Annotated in this window: 20 protein-coding genes and 1 pseudogene; 11 read left to right on the forward strand and 10 right to left on the reverse strand. The window is 65.4% G+C overall.

Going from position 1 to position 23,043, the window contains the following annotated elements; genetic code table 11:
* Positions 1-91 precede the first annotated feature (91 nt).
* The 3 genes from ACXPWS_RS10690 to ACXPWS_RS10700 all read right to left on the reverse strand — a co-directional run bounded on the left by ACXPWS_RS10690 (position 92) and on the right by ACXPWS_RS10700 (position 5,994).
* Positions 92-406 carry a hypothetical protein gene (locus ACXPWS_RS10690; RefSeq protein ID WP_458712403.1) on the reverse strand — a complete coding sequence of 105 codons (315 nt, stop codon included), beginning with the start codon at positions 404-406 and terminating at the stop codon, positions 92-94.
* 933 nt (positions 407-1,339) lie between these two features.
* A complete protein-coding gene (locus ACXPWS_RS10695) occupies positions 1,340-4,651 on the reverse strand; it encodes a helix-turn-helix transcriptional regulator (protein ID WP_458712404.1) in 3,312 nt (1,103 codons plus the stop codon).
* Positions 4,652-5,505: 854 nt separating this feature from the next.
* The gene (locus ACXPWS_RS10700) at positions 5,506-5,994 is read right to left on the reverse strand and encodes a MarR family winged helix-turn-helix transcriptional regulator (RefSeq protein ID WP_458712405.1); all 489 of its coding nucleotides are present in this window, start codon (positions 5,992-5,994) and stop codon (positions 5,506-5,508) included.
* A 296-nt stretch (positions 5,995-6,290) separates the two neighbouring features.
* Between ACXPWS_RS10700 and ACXPWS_RS10705 the strand changes: the two genes are divergently transcribed.
* Positions 6,291-6,671 (forward strand): DoxX family protein, encoded by a 381-nt coding sequence (locus tag ACXPWS_RS10705; protein ID WP_458712406.1) that lies wholly within the window; start codon positions 6,291-6,293, stop codon positions 6,669-6,671.
* Positions 6,668-7,894, forward strand: coding sequence for a YceI family protein (locus ACXPWS_RS10710; protein ID WP_458712407.1), 1,227 nt, complete (start codon positions 6,668-6,670; stop codon positions 7,892-7,894). The genes ACXPWS_RS10705 and ACXPWS_RS10710 overlap by 4 nt, the downstream gene beginning before the upstream one ends.
* A 79-nt stretch (positions 7,895-7,973) precedes the next feature.
* On the opposite strand, the gene ACXPWS_RS10715 is transcribed toward ACXPWS_RS10710, so the two are convergent.
* Positions 7,974-8,363, reverse strand: coding sequence for a limonene-1,2-epoxide hydrolase family protein (locus tag ACXPWS_RS10715; protein ID WP_458712408.1), 390 nt, complete (start codon positions 8,361-8,363; stop codon positions 7,974-7,976).
* A 261-nt stretch (positions 8,364-8,624) separates the two neighbouring features.
* Between ACXPWS_RS10715 and ACXPWS_RS10720 the strand changes: the two genes are divergently transcribed.
* From ACXPWS_RS10720 to ACXPWS_RS10730, 3 genes and pseudogenes are all read left to right on the forward strand, one after another.
* Positions 8,625-8,864: a hypothetical protein gene (locus ACXPWS_RS10720; RefSeq protein ID WP_458712409.1), complete on the forward strand. Its 240-nt coding sequence runs from the start codon at positions 8,625-8,627 to the stop codon at positions 8,862-8,864.
* Positions 8,815-9,087 (forward strand): annotated as a pseudogene (locus ACXPWS_RS10725) (phosphatidylglycerol lysyltransferase domain-containing protein); the annotation flags it as partial. The gene ACXPWS_RS10720 and the pseudogene ACXPWS_RS10725, both read left to right, overlap by 50 nt.
* A gap of 48 nt (positions 9,088-9,135) precedes the next feature.
* Positions 9,136-9,690 (forward strand): hypothetical protein, encoded by a 555-nt coding sequence (locus ACXPWS_RS10730; protein ID WP_458712410.1) that lies wholly within the window; start codon positions 9,136-9,138, stop codon positions 9,688-9,690.
* 38 nt (positions 9,691-9,728) lie between these two features.
* On the opposite strand, the gene ACXPWS_RS10735 is transcribed toward ACXPWS_RS10730, so the two are convergent.
* On the reverse strand, positions 9,729-10,640 hold the full coding sequence (locus ACXPWS_RS10735) for a LysR family transcriptional regulator (RefSeq protein WP_458712411.1): 912 nt from the start codon (positions 10,638-10,640) through the stop codon (positions 9,729-9,731).
* Positions 10,641-10,720: 80 nt separating this feature from the next.
* Here ACXPWS_RS10735 and ACXPWS_RS10740 point away from each other — a divergent pair, with 80 nt between their 5' ends.
* The 6 genes from ACXPWS_RS10740 (at position 10,721) to ACXPWS_RS10765 (ending at position 17,660) form a co-directional block, all read left to right on the forward strand.
* Positions 10,721-13,075, forward strand: coding sequence for a hypothetical protein (locus ACXPWS_RS10740; RefSeq protein ID WP_458712412.1), 2,355 nt, complete (start codon positions 10,721-10,723; stop codon positions 13,073-13,075).
* Between the two features lie 188 nt (positions 13,076-13,263).
* Positions 13,264-14,289, forward strand: coding sequence for an ABC transporter substrate-binding protein (locus ACXPWS_RS10745; RefSeq protein WP_458712413.1), 1,026 nt, complete (start codon positions 13,264-13,266; stop codon positions 14,287-14,289).
* 74 nt (positions 14,290-14,363) lie between these two features.
* Entirely contained in the window at positions 14,364-15,098 is a 735-nt protein-coding gene (locus ACXPWS_RS10750) for an ABC transporter ATP-binding protein (RefSeq protein WP_458713489.1), read from the forward strand.
* Positions 15,085-15,960 carry an ABC transporter permease gene (locus ACXPWS_RS10755; RefSeq protein WP_458712414.1) on the forward strand — a complete coding sequence of 292 codons (876 nt, stop codon included), beginning with the start codon at positions 15,085-15,087 and terminating at the stop codon, positions 15,958-15,960. Before ACXPWS_RS10750 ends, ACXPWS_RS10755 begins: the two co-directional genes overlap by 14 nt.
* Positions 15,957-17,063 carry a hypothetical protein gene (locus ACXPWS_RS10760; RefSeq protein WP_458712415.1) on the forward strand — a complete coding sequence of 369 codons (1,107 nt, stop codon included), beginning with the start codon at positions 15,957-15,959 and terminating at the stop codon, positions 17,061-17,063. Before ACXPWS_RS10755 ends, ACXPWS_RS10760 begins: the two co-directional genes overlap by 4 nt.
* Positions 17,064-17,156: 93 nt before the next feature.
* Positions 17,157-17,660, forward strand: a complete 504-nt coding sequence (locus tag ACXPWS_RS10765) for a GNAT family N-acetyltransferase (RefSeq protein ID WP_458712416.1) — start codon at positions 17,157-17,159, stop codon at positions 17,658-17,660.
* Here ACXPWS_RS10765 and ACXPWS_RS10770 read toward each other — a convergent pair whose 3' ends face one another.
* From ACXPWS_RS10770 to ACXPWS_RS10790, 5 genes are all read right to left on the reverse strand, one after another.
* A complete protein-coding gene (locus ACXPWS_RS10770) occupies positions 17,661-18,572 on the reverse strand; it encodes a transporter substrate-binding domain-containing protein (protein WP_458713490.1) in 912 nt (303 codons plus the stop codon).
* Between the two features lie 76 nt (positions 18,573-18,648).
* Complete coding sequence (locus ACXPWS_RS10775; RefSeq protein ID WP_458712417.1) at positions 18,649-19,428, reverse strand: amino acid ABC transporter ATP-binding protein; 780 nt, start codon at positions 19,426-19,428, stop codon at positions 18,649-18,651.
* The gene (locus tag ACXPWS_RS10780; protein ID WP_458713491.1) at positions 19,425-20,339 is read right to left on the reverse strand and encodes an amino acid ABC transporter permease; all 915 of its coding nucleotides are present in this window, start codon (positions 20,337-20,339) and stop codon (positions 19,425-19,427) included. Before ACXPWS_RS10780 ends, ACXPWS_RS10775 begins: the two co-directional genes overlap by 4 nt.
* Before the next feature lie 195 nt (positions 20,340-20,534).
* Positions 20,535-22,235 carry a VWA domain-containing protein gene (locus tag ACXPWS_RS10785; protein WP_458712418.1) on the reverse strand — a complete coding sequence of 567 codons (1,701 nt, stop codon included), beginning with the start codon at positions 22,233-22,235 and terminating at the stop codon, positions 20,535-20,537.
* Entirely contained in the window at positions 22,232-23,035 is an 804-nt protein-coding gene (locus ACXPWS_RS10790) for an AAA family ATPase (protein WP_458713492.1), read from the reverse strand. The genes ACXPWS_RS10785 and ACXPWS_RS10790 overlap by 4 nt, the downstream gene beginning before the upstream one ends.
* Positions 23,036-23,043: the final 8 nt, after the last annotated feature.

Here is a 23,043-nt window from a genome sequence, read left to right on the forward strand (position 1 = left end):
AGAGACGTAGCAACACGTTCCGGTAATGACAGGACCTCCGACAAAGGTGACCTAATGCGGTTCTTCATTCCCGTCCATCTCGTTTTGACCGTCAGTCGTCTGCAGCGCCGAACCCGACTCCTGGCCACGACGGGTCGGCGGGATACGACGAGACCGGCAGATTGTTGGGGGCCGCCGGGTACGACGAGACTGGAGTGTTGTTCCCGAGCACCGTAGCCGAGGTGTCGATGGATTGAATTGCGGGCACGATGTCTTGCCCACGCTGCTCGGGGCCGTCGGCTGATCCCCAGGTTGCGTCTGGGTTCACGACATTGTGGCCGTCGGCGGCTGCGGTGCCGACACTGGCGAACATGCCGAAGCTGACCGCGCCGAGCGCCGTAGCCGTGGCGAATCTGACTTTTCTCATGGTGTAGCGCCTTCTTCCGTATGCTCTGCCGTGGTTTTGACTCTGTTGCGTAGGGGCTTTCGATGCCAACGAGGGCATCTCGCCATCGACTTGACGTCCAGGGCACGATGCTCCTGAATCAGGATCTGGTTCTCGGGGTGCAAGATCGTCAGCCAGAACGCGTAGATCCGACGCGCAAGGGTCGTACGTTCGAGCACGAAGGGTCCTAAATCGGACCCAGAGCAGGAGAAGATGTCGACGACGGTTGAAGACCCGGCCAGTCGGGACTGGGTGGGTTCTAGTCAATGCAACACTGAAGGACTATCTGAGGCTAGGAAGCCGCAGCAGCTTCTTGACTTTGGTCTTGCGTTCAACAACCACGGCTTGAAGTTCACACCCCGTGAGTCAACTGAACGCCGGGATAAGACAGTCCGACGCTAGAACCGGGTGGACTCAAAAATGCGGACTCGCCGCGCATTGCGGGGCACCACCTGCCACAGTCTACGAAGTCTCATCAGTCATCAGAACTGTGTCCGCGCAAACCCTTTGCAGAATCTATCGCCTTGACCATGTTGTTCTCAGCTTTCGCTCACCCAACGAGAGCACTGGTTGGGCGGGGGCCTTAGGGCGAATGCGCGTCGTCGTCGACCGCCGTGACCACGAATTTGCAAAGACGACAAGCGTCTGCGCGCTCTTGATGAAACCAGCGGCAACGGGGGCGAATTGCGCAGTCGGACAAGGCGGGATTAGTGGCGATCTCGGTACTGCTAACTTGATTCATCAATGTATCGATGACTCCGCAGCGTTCACCACTCCACTGCGCACACGCTGCTCGGCGGCATGGACCGGCGAACCGGAAGTGTGCCTCGGGTTTACGTCCGCGCCGTGCGGCGGAGACGAAGTCGGCATCTACCCGTATGTCGTCCGGCGTGAAGGCGACGGTCCCAGCGCTCGTCAGGGGTGGCGGGCTGCTTCTTGGGCCAGTTGTACCCGCGAGGTCAGCTCGAGCTTCGTGTAGACGTGGGTTAGGTGGGTTTGCACCGTGCGTGGTGAGATGAAGAGCCGTGTGGCGATGTCCTTGTTGGTGAGCCCTTCGCTGACCAGCCGCACGACGTCACGTTCGGTGGGGGTCAGCGATGCCCATCCGTTGGTGGGTCGTTTGCGTTCGCCGCGACCGCGCTGGGCGTAGGCGATCGCTTCGTCTGTGGACAGTTCTGCGCCGTCGGCCCATGCGGACTCGAAGTCGGTTTCGCCCAAGGCATTACGCAGTGCCGTGACTGAGTCTGCGTAGTCGTCATCATAGATCTTGAATCGGACTGCGCCGGTGCGTTCCCGTAGTGTGTTCGCCGCGCCGAATAACCGCGCCGCTTCGCGATGGCTGTCGGCGGCACCGGCGAGTGCGGCTAGGCAGTCGAGAATATCGGGGAGAGCTTGATGCGCCTTGACGTCGGTAGCGCAGGCAAGCGCCTGGTGGGCGTCGCGATCAGCCTGCTCTGAGTCACCTTGGGCGAGCGCAACGCGTGCACGTGTCGTCAGTGCCACCGCTAAGTGCCAGCCTTTCATCGTCGAGACGGCATCGTCGGCCCAGCGGCGGGCCGCGACGAGGTCGCCGCGGGCCAGCGCAATCTGCGCTCGTGGGTTCACTTGCACCAGCGCTTGCTGGGCATTGAGCCACGGCGAGGCCGCCTCACTGGCCTTGGCCGCAGCGGTGAGGTCCCCGGCGGCCAGCGTCGCGGTCGCCAGCGCCGCATGGCTAAAGCCCTCGAGGAATCCGCCGAGCGCGGAGGCCTCGATCGCCGCGTTGGCTGCGGCACGCGCCGCCGGCGTGTCACCGTAGTACGCCAGAACCTGGGCTTGAACGGGCAAGGCCATTGTTCTCCCGTGCTCGTCTTTGTCGGCATCGGCCTCAGCAACCACGTCCCGCAGCTGCGTGAGGGCTCCGGCGAGCTCGCCCTGCATCCACTGGGCCAAGCTGATGGTCCAGCGACAGCGCCGCGAGCTTGGTCGGTCACCGATCGCCTCGGCGAGGTCGCGTCCCTCTTCACCGGCAGCGCGCGCCGCGATCGGGTCACCTACGATGTACCCGCCGTAGGCTTGAAAGTTGAGGATCTGACCCAACATTGCTTGGTCGCCTAGAGCCCGGGCGAGGGCATTCGCCTCGGCGAGGCAGCGCCCCGCAAGTTCGGGGTGGTAGGCGGCGACGATGCCGCAGGCGGTCAGCGCCCGGGCCAGCAGGGCCGGGTCGCCAGTGCCCCGTGCGATGGCCACGGCTTCTTCGGCCTGACTCATGCTGTGGGCGGCGGCGAGAAGGCCATCGAGCATGGTTTTGTCGGCCAGCGCCCGCGCTCGCAGCTCAGCCGGTACGGCCGGCTGATGTGCGGTCTCGTCGCCGAGGAGGGCGTCGAACCACGCCAGTCCTTCTTGGATGCGGTTCCGTTCTTGCCACAACGGCTGCAGCGAGGATACGAGCTGCAGTGCGAGCTCGAAGTCGGAATTCTCCCGGCACCAGGCGAACGCGGCACGCAGGTTGTCGATCTCGGTTTCGGCGCGCGCCAGGCGCAGTTCGTGGTCGGCTCGGGCTGCGCCCTCGAGCAGGGCGGCCATCGCCGAGTAGTGGTTGCGGTGGCGGGTGCGGATGGTGTCGGCCTCGTCGGACTCGCTCAGTCTTTCGTGTGCGTATTGTCGTACTGTTTCCAGCAGGCGGTATCGCGTTCGGGCACTGATGTTTTCGGCCACGACGAGTGATTTGTCGATGAGCAGGGTGAGCTGGTCGAGCACCTGATGGCGCTGCACTTCGTGGTCGCCGCACACGAATTGCGCTGCGTCGAGGTCAAAGCTGCCCATGAACACTGCCAGTCGGCGGAACAAGACGCGTTCGGGCTCGGTCAACAGTGCGTGTGACCAATCGACTGAGGCCCGCAGGGTCTGCTGGCGATGCACCGCGGTACGCCCACCGCTGGTCAACACCCGGAAGCGATCGTGCAGGCTGTCAAGAAGTTCGGTCGCAGACAAAGCCCGCATCCGCGCTGCCGCAAGCTCGATCGCTAGCGGCATCCCATCAAGGCGTCGGCAGATTTCGGTCACGGCGGCGGCATTGTCGTCGGTGAGGCGGAAATCAGGTCGAACCCGATGGGCCCGGTCAATGAACAGCTCGATGGCCTCGTCGGCCAGCGACAACGAAGGGACCTGCCAGGTCACCTCGGCGGGCACTCCGATCCGCTCACGGCTGGTGGCCAGCAGCGTCAACACCCCGCAGGTACTCAAGAGCTCCACAACCAGGACGGCGCAAGCATCGATCAGGTGCTCACAGTTGTCCAGCACCAGCAACATTCGGCGGTCGGCGATGAAGCCGGTGATGGTGTCCATCGTCGAGCGGCCTGGCTGATCAGACAAGCCCAGAGCGCGCGCCAGCGTGACGGGCACCACCTCGGGGTCGGTGATCGGCGCGAAGTCGACGAACCACACACCATCGCCGTACTCACCGGCCGTCCGGGCAGCGATCTGCACCGCCAGGCGTGTCTTGCCCGCACCGCCGGCCCCGGTCAGGGTTACCAGCCGGTTATCGGCCACAATGTGGCGCACCTCGGCCACCTCAGCTTCACGGCCCACGAAACTGGTGAGCTGTACCGGAAGGTACTGGAGGGCACCGGCAGTCGTGCGCAGCGGCGGGAATTCGTTGGGAAGCCCGGAATGACATAACTGCATCACCCGTTCGGGGCGTGGCAGGCCATGAAGCCGGTGGATGCCCAGATCGATCAACCACGTGTCGGGCGAGAGCCGGTCGGAGACCAGATCGCCGGCAGTGCCCGATAACACCGTCTGACCACCATGCGCGAGATCACGCAGCCGCGCCGCCCGGTTCATCGTCGAACCCATGTAATTGCCCTCATCGCGCAACTGCACCTCACCGGTGTGCACGCCGATACGCAGCCGGATCGGCGCCAACGAAGCCCGCTGCAGCTCCACCGCGCACACCACAGCGTCGGAGGCACGGGCGAAGGCGACCACGAAGCCGTCACCTTCACCCTGTTCGACCGGCCTTACCCCGCCGCGGGGACCGATCACCTCACGCACCGTGCGCTCCAGCAGCCCGGCCGCGGCCGCCATCTCATCGGAATGGATCTCCCACAAGCCTGTCGATCCCTCGACGTCGGCAAGCAGCAACGTCACCGTCCCTGTCGGTAAAGGCACGCTCTCACCCACCTCACTGCGATTCACCCGTGGCGACTGAGCGCCGAGATCAATCTCGCTCATGCTAGTCAACATCCGGCGCCCACGCCCGTGACACTTGCGCGAGTTATGCAGCGAGTGCCCCGAGTTCAGCTGACTCGCGGCATGCGATTTTCAGGCCGCGGTCGCGAACGAGTGCTCGGAGCAGTTCGCACTAGATCGGGGCGATCTTGCCGAAGAACGTCGCCGGGCAACAACGCAGCGTTGCAGAAGGACGAAGAACGACGTCGTGGCGGTGCTGCCACCGTACACGCCGACGCAACCCGTCGAGCAAGTGTAACCCGTTGTGTGATAACGCTTGGACGAACTTTTGCGGCCTGAACTGGCTGTTCCCGAATGAAACGAACGCCGCGGCGGCTGAGCGCAACACCATGGCGTAATCCGCCGCGGCCACCGGGAGTGGTGACTCCCTTCGGGAGTCGATCAACTTGCCCACACTCCTGTTGGAGCAGAAGAAAAAGGCGGTGAAGAGGCTGAAATCTCCGCAGCGACACCGCCAATTGGTGTCACATAACGAATGGCGAACCTCCACGTACACCTCGGTGGTGCGGTGAAGGAAGGTCGTACGAGCCGCCAAACACGTTAGTGCAGCGCGATCGAAAAGTGACACCGATTTGAGACAGATCATGTATGACATCCGTGAGACACGCCTAGTTCAGTCGCAGGTTGGGGGGCGTGCCATATGACATCGGATCTGGGAATCGACAATGAATGTCAGTTCTCGAACGCAGTGTCGTCGTCTCAGTGTCGCGATGTCAGAGATGACATGAAAGTGAGAGTAGGGGAGCACGGGGTCGTCTGCGTGAGGCGCAGGGCAATCGATGTGTTGGAAGCGCACGCCGGTCGCGACCTGTCGCGGTGGTCCGCCGATGAGTGATTCCTGGCCGCAATCAATCAGACTCGGCGATCCGGTCGGTGATGGCCTGGGCCGCTCTGCCGAGCTTGATCAGGTCCGTCTTCGTCAACGGTTCCACCACCAGTTCGCGCACCTTCGCGACGTGCAACGGAGCCGCGGCGGCGACCCGCCTCATTCCGGCCTTCGTGAGCTCGACCACGCTCACCCTGGCGTCATCGGCGCAGACACGCTTGATCACCAACCCGTCGGCCGCGAGGCGCCTGACTACGTGCGATAACCGCGACAACGACGAGTTGGCACGGGCGGCGAGCTCCGACATCCGCAGTGTCCTGTCATCGGCTTCCGACAGATTCGCCAACACCAGGTACTCGAACGTCGTCAGTCCGGTGGTGCGCTGCAGGTCGCTTTCCAGGGCCGCCGGAAGCTCCATGATCATCGACAGGACCTGACGCCACGCACGCTGCTGATCGTCGTCGAGCCAGACCGTTTCGTGTCGACGACGATCACGCTTGGGGCGCGTCATGGCGACGACCTGACGGTGTCCCATCGCACAGCTGTCATCCGGACCTCCTCCTGCGTCTGAAGGATAGTTCCATCGTCGACCATTGAACGTGAGCCGCCGGCCGGAGTCGGCTCCGTGGTGGCACTCCGCATCACGGGGCAGTGCATCTGGTGCGATCATTTAGTTGACGCATCACGTTAATACGAGCTAGCTTAGTAGAAGCATCAACCAATTGACCTATCGGCGTGGATGTGCAATCCGCACGCGCAACCGGTCGGGCCAACCCGTTCGTACGCACACGTCTTCGAGGAGCTCACGTGAACATCGCGGTATGGATCGCGTCCGGATTACTCGCCGCCGCATATCTTTTCATCGGTGGCGCGAAACTGGTGAAGTCCAAGGAGCGCCTGGCGGAGAACCCCTCCACGGCCGGCGCCGCTGAGGCGTTGTCGGCGACGTCGATCAAGCTCATCGGCGGCGTCGAGGTGGCCGGCGCTCTCGGTTTGATCCTGCCGTGGCTCACCGGCATTGCGCCGATTTTGACGCCTGCCGCTGCCGTGGGGCTTGCGCTTCTGCAGGTGGGCGCCGCGGTGTTCCACGGTCGACGCGCGGAGTACAAGCAGTGGCCGGTGAACGCCGTGTTCCTGGCGCTGGCGATCTTCGTCGCGGCCGCGCGGATCGCGGAGATTGTGCGATGAGCAGCGCTCTGAAGTACGCCGTCGTGGGCACCGGCGCCGTTGGCACGGTTCTGGCGCAACGGTTCTCCGAGCACCGGGTCCCAGCACTCTGGGCCAACACGCGAGGTCCGGAGACCATCGACGTCACCGCAATGTCCGCCTCGATCATGCCGGCCGCCCTCGACACGGCCCTGGATGCGGACGTGATCATCTTGGCCATTCCGTTCCTCCGGGTCCGCGAGTTGGGTGGGCGCCGGGCAGACTGGTCGGGCAAGATCGTGGTCGACGCGACGAACGCGTTTCTGGTACCCGATTCCGAGCAAATCCTCGGCGGGCGCCTGTCGACCGAATACAACGCCGAGGCGTTTCCGGGCGCCTCGGTGGTCAAGTCGTTCAACCAAACCGCAGCCAGGCAGCTCGCCGAGAAGCGCCCGCCCGAATTCGGGAAACGGGTGGTCTTCGTGGCCAGCAACGATGCCACGGCAAGCGCGGCGGTAGCCGAACTGTGCACCGATCTCGGCTTCGCCCCAATCGAACTCGGACGTCTCGATGAGGGCGGCGCGCTCATCCAAGCCCGCAACGCCCTGGTCCTGCGCGAACTCTACGAGCTTCCGTCCGAGCTCGAGAAGAGCATTCAGCAGACGGCGGCGGTTGGACGGGATCTCGCCCCCGGCACGTGGACGATCGACCCCGTCCACTCGTCCATCACGTTCTCGGTTCGCCACCTGATGGTCGGCAGGGTACGTGGGCGGTTCGGCGACTTCTCCGGGGCTATCACGATGCCCGAGAACGGAACTCCGAGCATTGCGGCCACCATCGCGGTCGGGTCGGTGGATACCGGCAACCCAACCCGCGACGAGCATCTGCGGGCACCCGACATCTTCGCCGCCGACGAGTTTCCCACCGCGACCCTCGTTTCGGTCGACATGCACGGCACCGGGCAGAACGACAGGGTGCTCCTGATCGACTTCACCCTGCGCGGAATCACCAAACGCCTACCACTGGCGTTCTCATTTCTCGGCGTGAGCGCCGGCATGGGTCACGGTGAGGTCGCCGGGTTCGAAGGCGTGATCACACTGAAGCGTAGTGATTTCGGCGTCCTGACCGACACTCCCGTGCTGGCCGGAGGCGGCCCGATGCTCGGAGACACCGTCGACGTCACCGTGTGCGTGGAGGCGGTCAAGGCGCCCGCCGCGCCGACCGGCTCAGAGGGCGACGCCCCTCACGGAGAAGGCCTCGCCTGACCGTGCGCCACTGGCTGCTGACGCATGCGCCCGATGGCTTGGTTGATTCTTGGCGCGCCGACGGACCACCGGCGTGGGACTACCCTCGCAGCTGGTCGAGCTGGCGCTCCATCGCAGCGGAGTCGAAGTAATCCCGCCAGACGGTGATCTTCCCGTCGACGACGGTCAGGGTGCCCATGACCGGCAGGGAGATCACGGCGCCGCTGGAGTGGTGGAAATTGTCGACCCGTTCATTGAGGACGACATTGCCGGCGGCGCAGATGTTCAGGATCTTCCAGTCCGCCCGGAAGGTCGTGCCCATTCCGAAGTCGAGGTGGAAATTGCGAACGGCCTCTCGGCCGGTGATGTCGGGGTATGGCACGTTGTCGTACAGGATGTCCTCGGACAGCATGGCAAGGGCCTCTTCGACACGATTGGCGTTCCAATGTGCCACGAAGGTCTCAGCGACATCGATCGGACTGTCGGGCATGGTGTCTCCTCGTGAGTCGGGTCCGGCCGGGCTGGCGATGCAAATACCGGGCGGGTGTTGGCACCACCAGCGCACCCAAGGATGCCTGATTTCCTAGGCCGTTGATCCAGTTTCTCGGCCGGCGTCGGCTTCGTCGTGCCCGCGTGATTGGTGCCGAATTGCAATCCAGTTTCATGTCGGCAAAACCGGGGATTCCGTCATCCTGCTGGTGTGGCGGCGATGTCGTCGGTCAACGGAGCGCAGCCACGGAAGGGAGCACCGATGCCCACACAAGCGTCGGCACGCACCGGTGTGCAGGGGGCGCTCGATCGCCGGGAGTTGTTCGTGGCCACGTCATATCGGGCGGCGCACCGAGTAGGGGCCGTGGGTCTGGCGGTCGGCTACGCAACGGTGGCTTACTTGGTCGCCCGCGACCATATCGCCGCCGATTGGCGACCCTCGGGCCGGCCGGCGTGGTCGCGGCGCGAGCCGGTTGTCCTTGGCGTTCGCGGCTTTCCCTGAACTGTTCGACGAGCAGAGCCGATCAGGACTGCAGCGGCTGTACTACTCGCTGATCAGGCTGGGTGACCCGCTGATCAAGCTGGAGTCTCTCTACCGGTATCTGCGCAAGTTCCATGCGCTGGGTCCGCGCCGCTACGTGTTGTTCCCGGCGGTACGGCTGGTGAGCTCTTTGGTGGTGCTGCTGTCCTTCGAATTCTGGCCACATCGAGCTCACAGGGGTTGAGGGCATTATCGACCGGAGAACGAACGTGATTCTGGAGGTGATCTGCCCGTGGACGCGACGACACACGACGTGCTCTCGGATGCGCAGATCGGCGCGCTGACACCGCAGCAGCGCCGCGAGCTCATCCACCGTCTCGAGCGGCCGGTGGCCGAGGTCAGGCCGCGCGGTTTCATGTCGGCGCTGCGGCAGACGCACCTGGGCCTGATGACCGGCGGCGCGGTTTTCATGATTCCCTGGATCGTCTATCTGGGATTCACGCTGCCGCAGAACTACACGGTCCGTAATTGGCCGCTGACCTGGATCGGCTTCGACAGCGTACTGGTGGCGTTCATGGTGGCCACCGCGGTCCTGACGTGGCTGCACCGGCAAGCGCTGGTGTTTCCCGCCTTCACCACCGGCGTCCTGCTGTTGTGCGACGCCTGGTTCGACCTCACGACTGTGGACCCCGGCGCGTTGCCCGCGTCGCTGCTGACCGCGGCCCTCGGTGCCCTATTGGCTGCGGTGCTCATCGGTGGGTCGATGAGTCTGGTGCGGTTCAACGCCAGCCGACTGTGGATGCTGGAGCCGGGCCAGTCGTTGTGGCGGCTGCCGTTGCTGACGTGAACCCGCTCACCCGCGATCGACGGCCGTCCTCGGTTCTGTCAGGGACGGTGTGACGCTCCAGCGCCGACGTGCTCGTCGACACAACCGATGAACGCTCGGCAGGCCGCCGACCGCAGGTGTGGACGCGGCGTGACGAGGTGGACCTGACGATGCATGTCCTTCCCATCGACCGGCCGCAGCGCGAGGCGGTGATCGGTGTCGGCACGGCCTCGTGCCACCGATTCCGGGAGCAACGCCACGCCCAACTTGGCCTGGACGAAGTGGATCACCTCGTCGACGCGGGTGACTTCGAAGACGACCCGTCGCTCGACATCGGCGAATCCGCGATCGGTCTCGTGCCGCAGGCCGTATCCCGCCGGGAAGTCGATGAACGGTATGGCCGCCAATTCGGTGACGGACACCGAGGCTTTGGCGGCGAGGGGATGATCGGCAGGCATGACCGCGACCAGGGATTCGGTGAACAGGTGGGTGTAGGTCAAGGATTCTTCGGGGCCGGGCTTGTAGGAGCCGACGATCGCCACGTCGAGCTTGCGGTCGCGGACCGCGTCGACGAGTACGTCGCTGCCGCCGCTGCGGAGGGTGACGCTGACATCGGGGTACCGGGAGTGAAACGTCGCCATCAACGTGGCGACGTCGAGTCCCAGCGACGGAATCTCCATCATCCCGACATTGAGCCGCCCGGTGACGGTGCCGCTGAGCGCCTGGGCGTCGATCTTTATCCGATCGACGCCGGCGACGACCTGCCGCAGCAGTGGTAGCAGGGCCTCTCCGGCCGGGGTGGGTGTCACCGACCGGGTGGTCCGGTCGAACATCGTCACGCCCAACTCTTCCTCGAGGCGCCGTACCTGCTGACTCAATCCGGACTGCACGACGAAGGTCGCCTCGGCGGCACGGGTGAAGCTCCTGGTGTCGGCCAAGGCGACGACGTAGCGCAGCTGCTGAAGATTCATTGCATTAATTACTGTAAGTGATAGTTCGCATCATATCTATGTACTGGACTCCTAGGTTACGCAGCCTGGAAGATGGTGGGATGTCGCCGACGGGGAACCCGACCGGCACCGTGGCGCCGTCGCGCGTAGCGGTGCGCGCTCTGCCCGGCCTCCGCACCAATGACTGTTCGGTGCCCGGTGTTCGTGATGCCGTCAGCGCCGCAGTGGACGCCTTGCCGTTCCTGGGCGAATTGCGTTGCTCGCACACCGAACTCGTCGCCGGCGAGGTCGCGGAGGTGGTGTTCACCTACACCGTGGGCGCGTCCGGGATCGCCGACAGCGGATGGCTGAAGCTGTGTTTCCGGTACTACTCCGACTGGGACCTGCAGACCACCGATCCCCGGGCACGCGACTATGCGACGGCCGAGTTGGTCAGCCGCTCGCTGATCGGCGGTGCCTCCCCAGACGGCGTGGCGACGGTCCAGAAATTGACCACACGCTACGACGTCAAAGGCGGCGAGCGGCCGTTTCAGAAGTCGCTGCTCGTGCATGCCACCGACGGTTTCCTGCGTCCGGGTGACGTCATCGAGATACGGTTCGGTGATCGCCGGTTCGGCGGCCCCGGGACGCGCGTGCAGACCTTCGTCGAAGACGACTTCGAAGTGCTGTTGTTCGTCGACCCGCTGGGCACGTCGCGCATGGCGCGGGCTGCCGGGGTGCGGATGGCCGTGGTGCCGGGCCGGCCCGACAGCGTCGTGGTGCACGGTCCGCGGGTGGTGCGTGCCGACACCCGCGCCGTGGCGCTGCGTGCCCATATCGCCGATCGGTGGGGCAACACCTGCACCGAGCTCCCGGCGACGGTGCGCGCGGTGATCGGGGGAGCCGAGGTTGCCCGCGCGTACACCCCGGCTACCGGCTGGGCATCCGCGGTGTTGCCGGTGCCGGTGTCGACCGCCGTCGTCGACCTGATCGTCGACACCGACCAGGGGGAGCTCGGCCGGGCCAGGGCGATTCTGGATACGGTCGACGACTTACCGGGAGCCCGAGCCTGTTTCGCCGACCTGCACGTCCACTCCAACGACACGGTGGGCACTCAGGACACCGACTGGAACCTGCGATACGGCCGCGAAATCGGCGGGCTGGACGTGCTGGGCTATACCGCCAACGATTTCCAGATCACCGACGACGCCTGGGGTGATGTCGTGGACGCCTGCCGAGCGGTGTCTGTGGAAGGCGAATTCGTGTGCTTCCCGGGCGTGGAATGGTGCGGTACGGCCGGGGTGGGCGGTGACCACAATGTGGTGTTCCTCGGTGCGGACACCACCGTTGCTCGTTCCCTGCAGTGGCACCAGGGGATGGCCAGTACCAGCCCGGTACCGCAGACGTGGCCCATCACCCGCCTCTACGAGGCGCACGAACAGGACCCGGAGTCGTATCTGCTCATCCCCCACGTAGGGGGCCGCCGGGCGATCCTGGACTGGCATCACCCCGAGCTGGAGCGGCTCATCGAAGTCCACTCCAGCTGGGGTTCGAGTCCGTGGTTCTTCGAAGAGGCGCTGGCTCGCGGACTTCGTCTCGGCGTCAGCGCTGCCAGTGACGAACATCGTGGTCGCCCCGGATCGGGTGCCCCCGGCGCCAACATCTTCGGCGGCGTCGGGGGACTGACCGGTGTTCTGGCCCCGGCGCTCAGCGCGGTCGAGGTCGGCCGTGGGTTACGCGCCCGCCGCACCTGGGCCACCACCGGCGCCCGCGCCGTTGCACTGCTGCGCAGCGACGAGCACTGGATGGGCGACGACGTCCACACCGCCGCGGCCGAACTGCGGGCCGGCTACGGCGTTTACGGGACCACCGGATGGGACGAAGTCGCGCTGTACGACAGCTCCGGTCAGGTGTGGCGCCGTGATCTGCACGCAGAGGTGGGGTTGTCCGCACAACTGGTGCGGATCCGGTGGGGCGGGGCGCGCCACCGCGACCGCTATCGGTGGGCCAGCTGGTCCGGCGGCCTGCAGGTCTCCGGATCGGCACTGGAGTCGGTGACACCCTGGGCCGCAACGCATCCCGAGCAGCGCATCCGCGCCGAAGGCCAGGGGGTGCGCTGGGATACCACCACCTACGGTTCGGACATCGGTGTGGTGGTACGGGTCAGCGATCTCGCGGGTGCGCTCTTCGAGATCGATACGACCGTTCGAGAAGACGGTCTGCACGCCACGTTCGCGGTCAGTGGGGCTCAGCTGATCGCTGACGGGGATGCCCGCCACCACATCGGCGGCCTGAATCTCGGCATCCAACTGGAGCGCATCGCAGAACCGGACGCCCTTCCGGCCACCGTCACCGGTACCGTCGATCTGGCGCTGCCCGAGGGTGACAGCGCCACGTATCTGCGTGCCCGGCAGTTCGACGGCCACCAGGTGTGGACGAGCCCGTTGTTCGTCACTCGCACAAGGGCCACCACCTGATGAGCCGCCGCGGCATCTACCTGACCCGGCGTCTGCACATCGACCTGCAGCGGGCCACCCGTGCGGCCTGTCCGGGTTGCCGCGCGATATCGCACAACTGACCCGACCGTGCCGTGCGTCGTTCGCAAATGACGCTCCCGCTCACCGACGCCTGCCGGCGTCACCCCGCTCGATACCGAGGAAAAACCGTGCCCTCTCACCGATTCATCGTCAAGGCCGCCGCCCTTGCCGCCGCCGTGACCGCCGTCGCGCTGTCCGGCTGCTCCCACCAGAACACCGGCGCCGCAACGGCGGCACTGCCGTTGCGCTTGGGATACCTCACCCGTATCACGCATGCCTCCGCATTGGTCGGCATCAACGACGGGCTGTTCACCCAGAAGCTCGGACCGGGCGTGAACCTGGTCACCCACCCGTTCAGCCAGGGCACCGAGGAGATCACCGCGCTGCTCTCCGGTCAACTCGACGCCGCCTATGTGGGACCGAATCCCGCCTTCAACGCCTGGCAGAAATCCGGCGGCAATGCCATCAAGATCGTGTCGGGTTCGGCCAGCGGTGGCACCTCGCTGGTGGTCAAACCCGGCATCCGGTCAGCTCAGGACCTGCGCGGAAAAACGGTGGCTGACCCTGCGCTCGGCGGCACCCAGGACGTCAGCCTGCGGGACTGGCTGGCCCGTGCCGGGCTCAAAACCAATACCCAAGGCGGCGGGGATGTTTCGATCAAGCCCACCAGCCCGGAGTCGGCGATCGTGCAGCAGTTCATCACCGACCAGATCGCCGGTGCCATCGACTCGGCGCCTTTTGACGTGCAGATGATCAAAGCCGGCGGCGTCCGGCTGTGGTCCGATCCCAACACCATCACCGTGCTGGTGGTGCGCCGAGACTTCCTCGACGCCCACCCCGACACGGTCGCGGCATTGGTGGCCGGGCAGGTCGCCGCCAACGACCGGATCGCCGACGATCCCGCCGCCGCCGCGGCGGCCGCCAACACTACTTTGGCCAAGGCGCTGGGAAAGGGCCTCGATTCTGACGTCCTGACCGCCTCGTTCCAGGAGACCACCTTCACCAACGATCCCGGGGTCGCGTCGCTGCGCGATCAGGTCGACAAGGCCGTCGCCGTGGGCCTGCTCAAACCGCTCGATATCACCGGGCTCTTCGATCCCGGCCCGCTGAACCGAGCGCTGGCGGCCGCAGGGAAATCACCGATCGCGCCATGAGCCCGTCACCTGCGACCGGCGAGCTGCTCGGGCCCACGACAGTGCCTGACGAGGCGCCGGTGCACGACTGCGCAGTGTCGCTTCGCGATGTCACCAAAAAGTACCGAGCCGACAATGCGGTGATCACCGCGCTGGACGCGGTTTCGCTGACGGTACTGCGCGGCGAGTTCGTCTGCATCGTCGGAACTTCCGGCTGCGGCAAGAGCACGCTGCTGTCGATGATCGCCGGACTCGACCGGCCCTCCACAGGTGCCCTTGACGTACAGGGCCGGGTCGCGCTGATGTTCCAGGAGCCGGCGTTGTTCCCGTGGCTGACGGCCGGCGGCAACGTCGAGCTGGCGCTGCGCGCCCGCGGGATGGCCAGGGGGCAGCGCCGCGCCCGCGCCGAAGAATTACTGGCGTCGGTGGGTTTGGCGGAATTCATCGGTGCCCGTCCACATCAACTGTCCGGTGGTATGCGCCAGCGCGTGGCCCTGGCCCGGGCGCTGGCTCAAGATGCCGATGTCCTCCTGATGGACGAGCCTTTCGGGGCGCTCGACGCGATGACCCGCGACCGGCTGCATGACGCACTGGAGACCATCGTCGCGGCACGGGGCATCACCGTCGTCTTCGTCACGCACAATGTGCGAGAAGCGGTGCGACTGGCAGACCGCGTGGTGGTGCTCAGCTCCCGGCCCGGCCGCGTCGAGCGGGAGGTACCGGTGACGATTCCCCGTCCGCGAGACATCAACACCGCCGCGGTGGCCGCGGCCGCCGCGCGGATCACCACCTTTCTCCAGGACGAAAGGGATGGCCATGGCGGTCGCTAGCACCGTCGGCACCGAGGCGAGCCGAGCCGGTGGACCATTGGGCCGACTGCGGGATCGGCGCCGACCCGGGGGCCCGTTGGCATCACTGGCCGCCAAGGTGCTGGCGATTGCGCTGGTGATCGGCGTGTGGCAGGTGCTGTATATCAGCGGCTGGAAGTCGGCAGTGGTTTTGCCCAGCCCGGCGACGGTGGCCACCAGCCTCTGGCAGCAGCTCAACGAACCGCTGTTGTGGGAGGCCATCTCGACCACCATGGGCCGTGCCGTCATGGGGTTCGGTCTGGCACTGTTGATCGGCGCCCTGGTCGGTGCGTGCATCGCGGCCAGTGCACTGGCACGCAGCGCTTTCGGACCCATCATCACCGGCTTGCAAACCATGCCTGCCATCGCGTGGTTCCCGTTCGCCATCATCTTCTTCGGCCTGCAGACCTCGGCGATCCTGTTCGTCATCGTGATCGGTGCCGCGCCGTCGATCGCTGTTGGCGTAATCGCCGGAATCGACCACATTCCGCCGCTGCTGATGCGTGCGGCACAGACCATGGGACTACGCGGTATTGCGTTGTATCGACATGTCATCCTGCCGGCGTCACTGCCGATGTTCATCAGCGGTCTGCGCCAAGGTTGGGCCTTCGCCTGGCGGAGTTTGATGGCCGGCGAGCTGGTGGTCCTGGTGACCGACACGGCATCGATCGGCATCCTGCTGGAGAATGCCCAGAACCTGACCGATATGCCCGCGGCGATCGCCATCATGATCGTCATCTTGGTGATCGGCGTCGTCGTCGACACCGTCTTCGGATTCGCCGACCGGCGTATCCGCGACTGTTGGGGGCTGGTGGACGCCCGGGCGCAGAAGGGCGATCTATGAGCACCGAGGATCGGGACCCCCCGCTGCGGTTGTGGGCCTTCGGTGACGCGCACGTCGGTACCGACCGGGCGTACAGCAGAAGCAGTCTCGCCGAGGCGATCTCGCAGTCGGAGTTCGGTGGGTCCGAAGGGGGACCCGCATTCGATTGGGATATCGCGATCGATGTCGGTGACATGTCCGGCGCTCACCATCAGCTACCCGATGACGCCGAGGGACGGGAGCTGCGCAGCCAGTTCGCGAGCCTGCGCAAGCACCGGCGCGAAGACGTCTACAGCGTGTGCGGTAACCATGACCGCAGCGGTTTGGGGGAGCCGGAGGCGTGGTGGTGGCAAAAGTGGGTGGACCCACTCGGCGAGCACACCGAATTCTCCGGTGTCGACCCCGCCGCCCGGCAGTACCCCGTCCAGGGGGTCTGGTCGCATTACGCGTTCCGGGTGGGAAATGTCTTGTTCCTGATGCTCAGTGATCGAAACGAGCCATCACAGCGTCTGGGCCGCGGAACACTGGGCGGCAACCCGGGGGGAGTCGTCACCGGCGAGACGTTCCGGTGGTGGAAGAACATGGTGCTCGATCACCCGGACGACATCATCGTCACGGTGCACCATTACGTGCTCAAGGACACGACGGTGGCCTCGGGTGAATGGGAAGGAGTGCGCCGAACCGCCGATGGGCAACTGGTCGAGCACTACCACCGACCGTTCGAGCACGGCACCCCGAACGCGGCTTCCTACCTGTACTGGGTGGACAGCCGGCCGGATTCAGGCCTGTTCGAGTCGTTCCTGGCCGAAAACCCGGGGCGGGTGGCGCTCTGGCTGGCCGGGCACACCCACACACACCCCGACGATGATCACGGCAGCAAGACGCATATCGAAAACCGCTGGGGGACCTGGTTCCTCAACGTGGCGTCACTGAGTCGCCACCACATGCCGATCACCACGTTGCCGGTCAGCCGGCTACTCACCTTCACTCCGGGTAGCCGCCAGGTGCGGGTGCAGTGCTATCTGCACACCGGTCAACACGCTCCGCAGGGCTGGTATCCACAAGCGGAGCGCGCCATTTCACTGGACCGTGTGTATCGCCCGGGCGATGGCGGTCCGGCGTAAGCGTTTGAACCAAGGTGGTTTTAGACGAATATCCGGCGGCCAGGTGCGTTGTAACGTCCGAGAGATCGTTGCCGAACACCGAGGGGTAGGTAGATGACGACGGCGGTAGGCGATCAACTGGAGCCGATCAGGTTCGCGGCCGTGCACCAGAACGACCCGCTGGCCGTACCGCTGCTCGAAGAGCTCGGCTGGGAGTACGGGACCAGGTATGGCACGTCGGTCGGCGCCGAATATCGGGATCTGCGGGGCTATCCGGCCGAGGAGTTCGCACCACCCGCCGGTGTGTTGATCGTCGCACTGTCCGGTCAGACACCCGTCGCCGGCGGCGCGTTCCGCCGCTATGACGAGACCACTGCCGAGCTGAAACGGATCTGGACGTCATCGGTGCACCGCAAGCGCGGGTACGGAAAACTCGTGGTGGCCGAGCTGGAACGCATTGCGCGCGAACGTGGTTACCGCAGGATATATCTGACCACCGGGCCACGTCAGCCGGAGGCGGTGGCGCTGTATCTGTCGTCGGGATACACCGCGCTCTACGACCGGTCCCTGCCGCCCGAAGAGATCGGTCCGCACCCCTTCGAGAAGCTCCTGGACTAGTCAGGAGGTCTTCGGGAGACCGGGAGGGTTGATCACAGAGGACTTGACCGCTTCGCCACCGAGGCCCCAGCGGTCCAGCCATTTGCGGTAGGACCCGTTCTCGATGGTGTGGTCGATGGCCTGCTCGACGGCCCGGATCAAGCCGTTGTCCTTCTTGGTGAGCACGGCGATCTCACCCTGCAGTTTGTCACCGGCGCCGGAGAAGGTGGTCAGAATCTTTGTCTCTTTGGAGGCCGCCGAGTGGTAGACCGCGGTGGGGTTGGGCCCGAGGTAACCGTCGAGCCGTCCGGAGGACAACGCGAGGTAGTAATCGGAGGCGTGCTGGTAGTAGGCGATGTCGGCAGGCTTGAGCCCGTCGGCGATGTTCTGGGCGTTCCAGTCGACGAGGAGCTGTTCCTGGTTGGTGCCCGAGTCCACGCCGATCCGCTTGCCTGCCAGATCTTTACGGTCCTTGTACTGCCAGGTCGACGTCACCGGGACCTCGAGCGCCAAGTTGTCCAGCCGGTAGGTGGCGAAGTCGTACTTCTCTTTGCGCTCCTCGGTGACGGTCACGTTGGAGACGAACAGGTCGGTCTCGCCGGAGTCGATCTTGACGAAGTTCTGCGCCCAGTCATAACTCGACCTCTCCACCTTGAGGCCGAGCACATCACCGATGAGGTAGGCGAAATCGACTTCGCTGCCGATCGGTGTCGCGTTGTCGGTGGCGTAGAAGTCCAGCGGCGGCACCGAATCGACCGATCCGCTGATCCGGATGGTGCCGCGATCGCGGATGGCCTCGGGGACCAGCGCGGCGATCTCGGCGACCTTCTCGGTCTTGACCCGCCCCGACTGCTGGGCGGTGAGATCGAAGGTCTGACCGGTGTCGGCGGTCACCGAGTTTCCGGAGTCGGGTTCGCTGCACGAGGTCAGCATCAGCGCGGCGGCGATCAGGGACACGGCGGTCAGTCGTCGGGTTCGGGTGTGCACGGCGCTACTTTCTCGCGTTCGGTCAGAGCACGTGGGACAAGAAGTCTCTGGTGCGGGGATGCGTGGTGTGGTCGAAAACGTCTGTCGGGGTGCCTTCTTCGACCACCACACCGTCGTCCATGAAGACGACCCGGTCAGCCACTTCTCTGGCGAATCCGACTTCATGGGTGACGATCACCAACGTCGTTCCGCCGTCGGCGAGCCTGCGGATGACGTCGAGCACCTCACCGACCAGTTCCGGGTCCAGCGCCGAGGTGGGTTCGTCGAAGAGGATCACCTTCGGGTGCAGGGCCAGTGCGCGGGCAATCGCGACGCGTTGCTGCTGCCCACCGGAGAGACGGCGCGGGTACTCCTGGGCTTTGTCGCCGACACCTACCCGGTCGAGCAGCGTCAGGGCCTCGGCGGTCACGTCCCGGCGATCCCGTCCCTGTGCGGAAATCGGGGCCTCGATCACGTTCTCCAGCACCGTGAGGTGTGGGAACAGGTTGAAGTTCTGGAACACGAAACCGATGTGTGCGCGTTGGCGCCGGACTTCCCGGCTGGAGAGTTCCTGCAGGCGACGCCCCTTGAGGCGATACCCGATGATCTCGCCGTCCACCCGGACCAGTCCGGCGTCGATTCGCTCCAGCTGGTTGAGCGTGCGCAGCAGGGTGGATTTGCCCGAGCCGGAGGGGCCGAGGATCGCCACCACCTCGCCTGGGGCGACGACCAGGTCGACACCTTTGAGCACTTCGTGGTGCCCGAACGACTTGCGGACACCTCGGGCTTCGATCGCCGGGCGGCGCGGGGCGACGGTGGTCACCGGGTGGCACCGCGGGGAGCGAGCGCGATGTCCGAGACCTTGCGACGTATCTGTTGTAGTGGTGTCAGGGGCGGATTGCGGAGCGCGCCTTTGGCGTAATGGCGTTCGATGTAGTACTGCACGACGGAGAGCAGGGCGGTCAGCACGACGTACCAGACGGTCGCCACCATGAGCATCGGCACCACGCGTCCGCTGCGGCCGTAGATGATCTGCACCTGGTAGAACAGTTCGGCGATCGCCATCACCGACACGATCGAGGTTCCCTTGAACAGCGAGATGACCTCGTTGGTGGCGTTGGGCAGGATGCTGCGCATGGCTTGCGGGAGGATGATCTTGACGAATTCCCGCCGCTTCGGGATGCCCAGCGCGGCTGCGGCTTCGGACTGGCCCTCGTCGATCGAGATGATGCCGGCCCGGACTATCTCAGCCGAGTAGGCGGCCTGGTGCAGTGCCAGCCCGATGACCGCGGCCATCGAACCGCTGATCACGCTGTTGACGTTGAACTCGTGGACGGCGGGACCGAACGGGACCCCGATGGTCAACGTCTGGTACAGGTAGCCGATGTTGAACCAGAACAACAGCTGCACGATCAGCGGTATCGACCGGAACGCCCACACGTAGAACCACGAGATCACCTGTAGGACAGGGTTGTGCGAAAGCCGCGCGGCGGCAAGCAGAATGCCGAGCGTGAAGCCGATCAGCGTGCCCCAGAAGGTCAGCTGGATGGTCAGCCACAGCGCGGCGATCACGGATTTGGCGGTGAAGTACTGCGCGAACGTCGCCCAGCCCCAACCCGGATTGGTGAACAATCCGTGGATGAACTGCGCCACCACGAGCAGCGTGACGACACTGACCACCCACCGCCATGGATGGGGACGCGGCACCCGGCGCAGTTCCTCGACTGCGACCACCTCGTCGGTCGCCGGGGACTGCGAGTCGGCGGCTACCGTCGTCACGTCGACCTTCCTTCGTTTCCGGACACCCGCCGAAGCGCAGGTCGGGCCGCGGCCCCGTGACGACCCGCGGGATGGCACGTCGGCCGCTGTCTGGAAAACGTAAGGCGATCGGCGGTGGGTCTGCCACGATTTCGGCCATCGTGATCCGATCTACCGCGACCTCGGGGCGGCAAGCTCCCGTAGGGACGTCATGAACAGTTCGTCCATCTGCGGGCTCAGCTCCGAGAGCGTGGGTGCACTGGCACAGCCCGCGGATCCGAACACGCGCAGCAGGGCTTCGGTCGTCGTGGCCGCTCCGATGGACAGGCACAGGCAGGCCACACCGTCCATGCGTAGCTCCTCAAGAGCCTTGTGCGCATCGGCTTCGGCGTATCGACCTTCATAGCCGTCGTCGTAGGGAAAGCCGTCCGACAGCACCACCAGCAGCCGGTTGGGTGTGCCGGCCTCGGTCTTCAGAATCTCGCCTGCGCCGCGAATCCCGGCGCCCAGCCTGGTGTAGCCGGACGGCTGCAATTGATTCAGTCCGGCCCGCCCGACGGCACCGAAACGCTGGGCGAACGTCTTGATAGCCATCAGATGCACTGCATGCCGGCCCTGAGACCGGAAGCCGTACACGGCGACACGGTCACCGAGCTCCTCGAGCGTTGCGGCCATCGTGGCGGCGGCCCGACGCTGATGATCGTGCACGGCAAGGCCACTGGTGTCCGCGTCGGTGGCCGAACCGGAGGCGTCCACCAAGATGAGCACGCCGAGATTGCGGGCGATCTTGCGGTGTTCGAGGTAGACGTGCTCGGGAGGAGAGAAACCGGAACGAAGGTCGACGAAAAGGTCGATGAGCGCTTCGGTGTCGAGGTCATCACCGTCGGGCCGGCCGCGAAGCACTTTGGGGCCCAATCCGATACGTGACAGCCGTCGCCGCAGCACGTCGTCACGGGGGACACCTGCGGCAGTGACCTGTGGGTCCGGCTTGAGCGGGAAGTCGATCACCCGGCACCAGTCCGGCCGGTACCGGTTGTTGTGCACGTCCCATTCCGGATGGAGGGCGCCGTTGACGCCGATTGCGGCGCCGGGGTGGCGGTCATCGGTGAACCGGATCTGGGTGGGCAACGGGCGGGCGTTCGGCCCGGCCTGCCGCGCCCGCCGCATGGAACGGACTTTCATCTCTGAGCCGGCAGCGCCCTCCCCGGGGGATTTCGAGCTGCCGAACACCTTGCGGAAGTAGTCCGAGAGCGACTGCGAACTGAACAGCGGACTTTCGAACAACTTCAGGATCTTGCTCTCACCTTCGGTTTCCGAGTCATCGTCTTCGTCGGAATCGGCGAGGTCGACGGGATCGAACTGCAACCGGAGATCGTTGTCGGCCGCCGGCGTGCCGGATTCGGTTTTCGGTGTGGTCAACCTGGACGGCTTGATGATGCCGAACCATTCGGGCGGTTCGATGATTCGGGCGCGGCTGCGCGCACGATCCAGCGATTCTCGGGGATTCGCGGTGTCCTGCCCGCCTGCCGGTGTCAAGCCGGCGGCCAGGTCGGCCGCCAGCGGCAGTCGGTCGGCGAGGTCGGTGAGTACCCGTCGGCCCTCCAGCGCGAGATAGCGCTGTGCGACCGCCGGACGGGCCCGCAGTGCCTTGATCCACTGGCTGTCCAGGCTTCCCCCGCCGAGCAGGGCGCTCTGCAGCAATATCTCCCGTTGTTGATCGGCGGCTGATCGATCGGTGGCAACGAAGATGACCTGGCCGGTGGTGAAGGCGGCTTCACCGGCGGCCGCCTCGCCGATATCGACCGCCCGGCCGGCCACGAATGTCGCGAGCAGCCGAAATCGTTGGGGACCGCCGGTGTCGGGAGCGTTCACTTCTGAGGCAGCACGGCATCGACCAATTCGCCGAGGGCGCGCACGATATCGCGGTCATCGGTGAGGGCTTGGACGATCGCGGACTGCACCGCGGTGCGCAGGCTCAGGCCCTCGGCCGCCAGGCCACCGGCCAGGATGAGCATCCTGGTGGAGGACGCCTCCCGCAGTGGTGATCCCTCCAGGTGGCGAATGGCGTTGCCCAGCTTGACAAGTGTGCGTGCCGTGTCGATGTCGACGCCCGCCTCGTGCGCGACGACATCCGTCTCGACCTCGGGTGGCGGGAAGTCGAGCTCGATGGCCACAAAGCGTTGTCGGGTGGACTCTTTGATGTTCTTCAGCACGCTCTGGTAGCCGGGATTGTAGGAGATCACCAGCTGAAATCCCGGGGCTGCGGCCAACGTCACGCCGAGCCGGTCGACCGGGAGCTGACGACGGTGATCGGCGAGCGGATGGATCACCACCGTGGTGTCCTGACGGGCTTCCACGATCTCGTCGAGATAGCAGATGGCGCCCTCCCGGACGGCCCGCGTCAACGGTCCGTCCACCCAGACCGTCTCGCCGCCCTGGAGCAGAAATCGGCCGACCAGGTCGGCCGAGGTCATGTCCTCGTGACCGGCGACGGTGATGAGTTCACGACCCAGTTGATGCGCCATGGCCTCGACGAAGCGGGTCTTGCCGCACCCGGTCGGTCCCTTAAGCAGAACCGGAAGGCCACGGCGGGCCGCCGCCCGGAAAACTTCGACCTCGGTACCCACCGCGCGGTAGAACGGTGGGGCCGATGCGGCCTGATCGAGGTGCAGGCCGCCGG

Source organism: Mycobacterium sp. BMJ-28, assembly GCF_054404835.1.

What these genes read in the sequence shown, in the direction of transcription:
- ACXPWS_RS10690 (WP_458712403.1), bottom strand. Translation starts at nt 406, where the DNA reads ATGAGAAAAGTCAGATTCGCCACGGCTACGGCGCTCGGCGCGGTCAGC.
- ACXPWS_RS10695 (WP_458712404.1), bottom strand. Translation starts at nt 4,651, where the DNA reads ATGTTGACTAGCATGAGCGAGATTGATCTCGGCGCTCAGTCGCCACGG.
- ACXPWS_RS10700 (WP_458712405.1), bottom strand. Translation starts at nt 5,994, where the DNA reads ATGACGCGCCCCAAGCGTGATCGTCGTCGACACGAAACGGTCTGGCTC.
- ACXPWS_RS10710 (WP_458712407.1), top strand. Translation starts at nt 6,668, where the DNA reads ATGAGCAGCGCTCTGAAGTACGCCGTCGTGGGCACCGGCGCCGTTGGC.
- ACXPWS_RS10715 (WP_458712408.1), bottom strand. Translation starts at nt 8,363, where the DNA reads ATGCCCGACAGTCCGATCGATGTCGCTGAGACCTTCGTGGCACATTGG.
- ACXPWS_RS10720 (WP_458712409.1), top strand. Translation starts at nt 8,625, where the DNA reads ATGCCCACACAAGCGTCGGCACGCACCGGTGTGCAGGGGGCGCTCGAT.
- ACXPWS_RS10735 (WP_458712411.1), bottom strand. Translation starts at nt 10,640, where the DNA reads ATGAATCTTCAGCAGCTGCGCTACGTCGTCGCCTTGGCCGACACCAGG.
- ACXPWS_RS10740 (WP_458712412.1), top strand. Translation starts at nt 10,721, where the DNA reads ATGTCGCCGACGGGGAACCCGACCGGCACCGTGGCGCCGTCGCGCGTA.
- ACXPWS_RS10755 (WP_458712414.1), top strand. Translation starts at nt 15,085, where the DNA reads ATGGCGGTCGCTAGCACCGTCGGCACCGAGGCGAGCCGAGCCGGTGGA.
- ACXPWS_RS10760 (WP_458712415.1), top strand. Translation starts at nt 15,957, where the DNA reads ATGAGCACCGAGGATCGGGACCCCCCGCTGCGGTTGTGGGCCTTCGGT.
- ACXPWS_RS10765 (WP_458712416.1), top strand. Translation starts at nt 17,157, where the DNA reads ATGACGACGGCGGTAGGCGATCAACTGGAGCCGATCAGGTTCGCGGCC.
- ACXPWS_RS10770 (WP_458713490.1), bottom strand. Translation starts at nt 18,572, where the DNA reads ATGCTGACCTCGTGCAGCGAACCCGACTCCGGAAACTCGGTGACCGCC.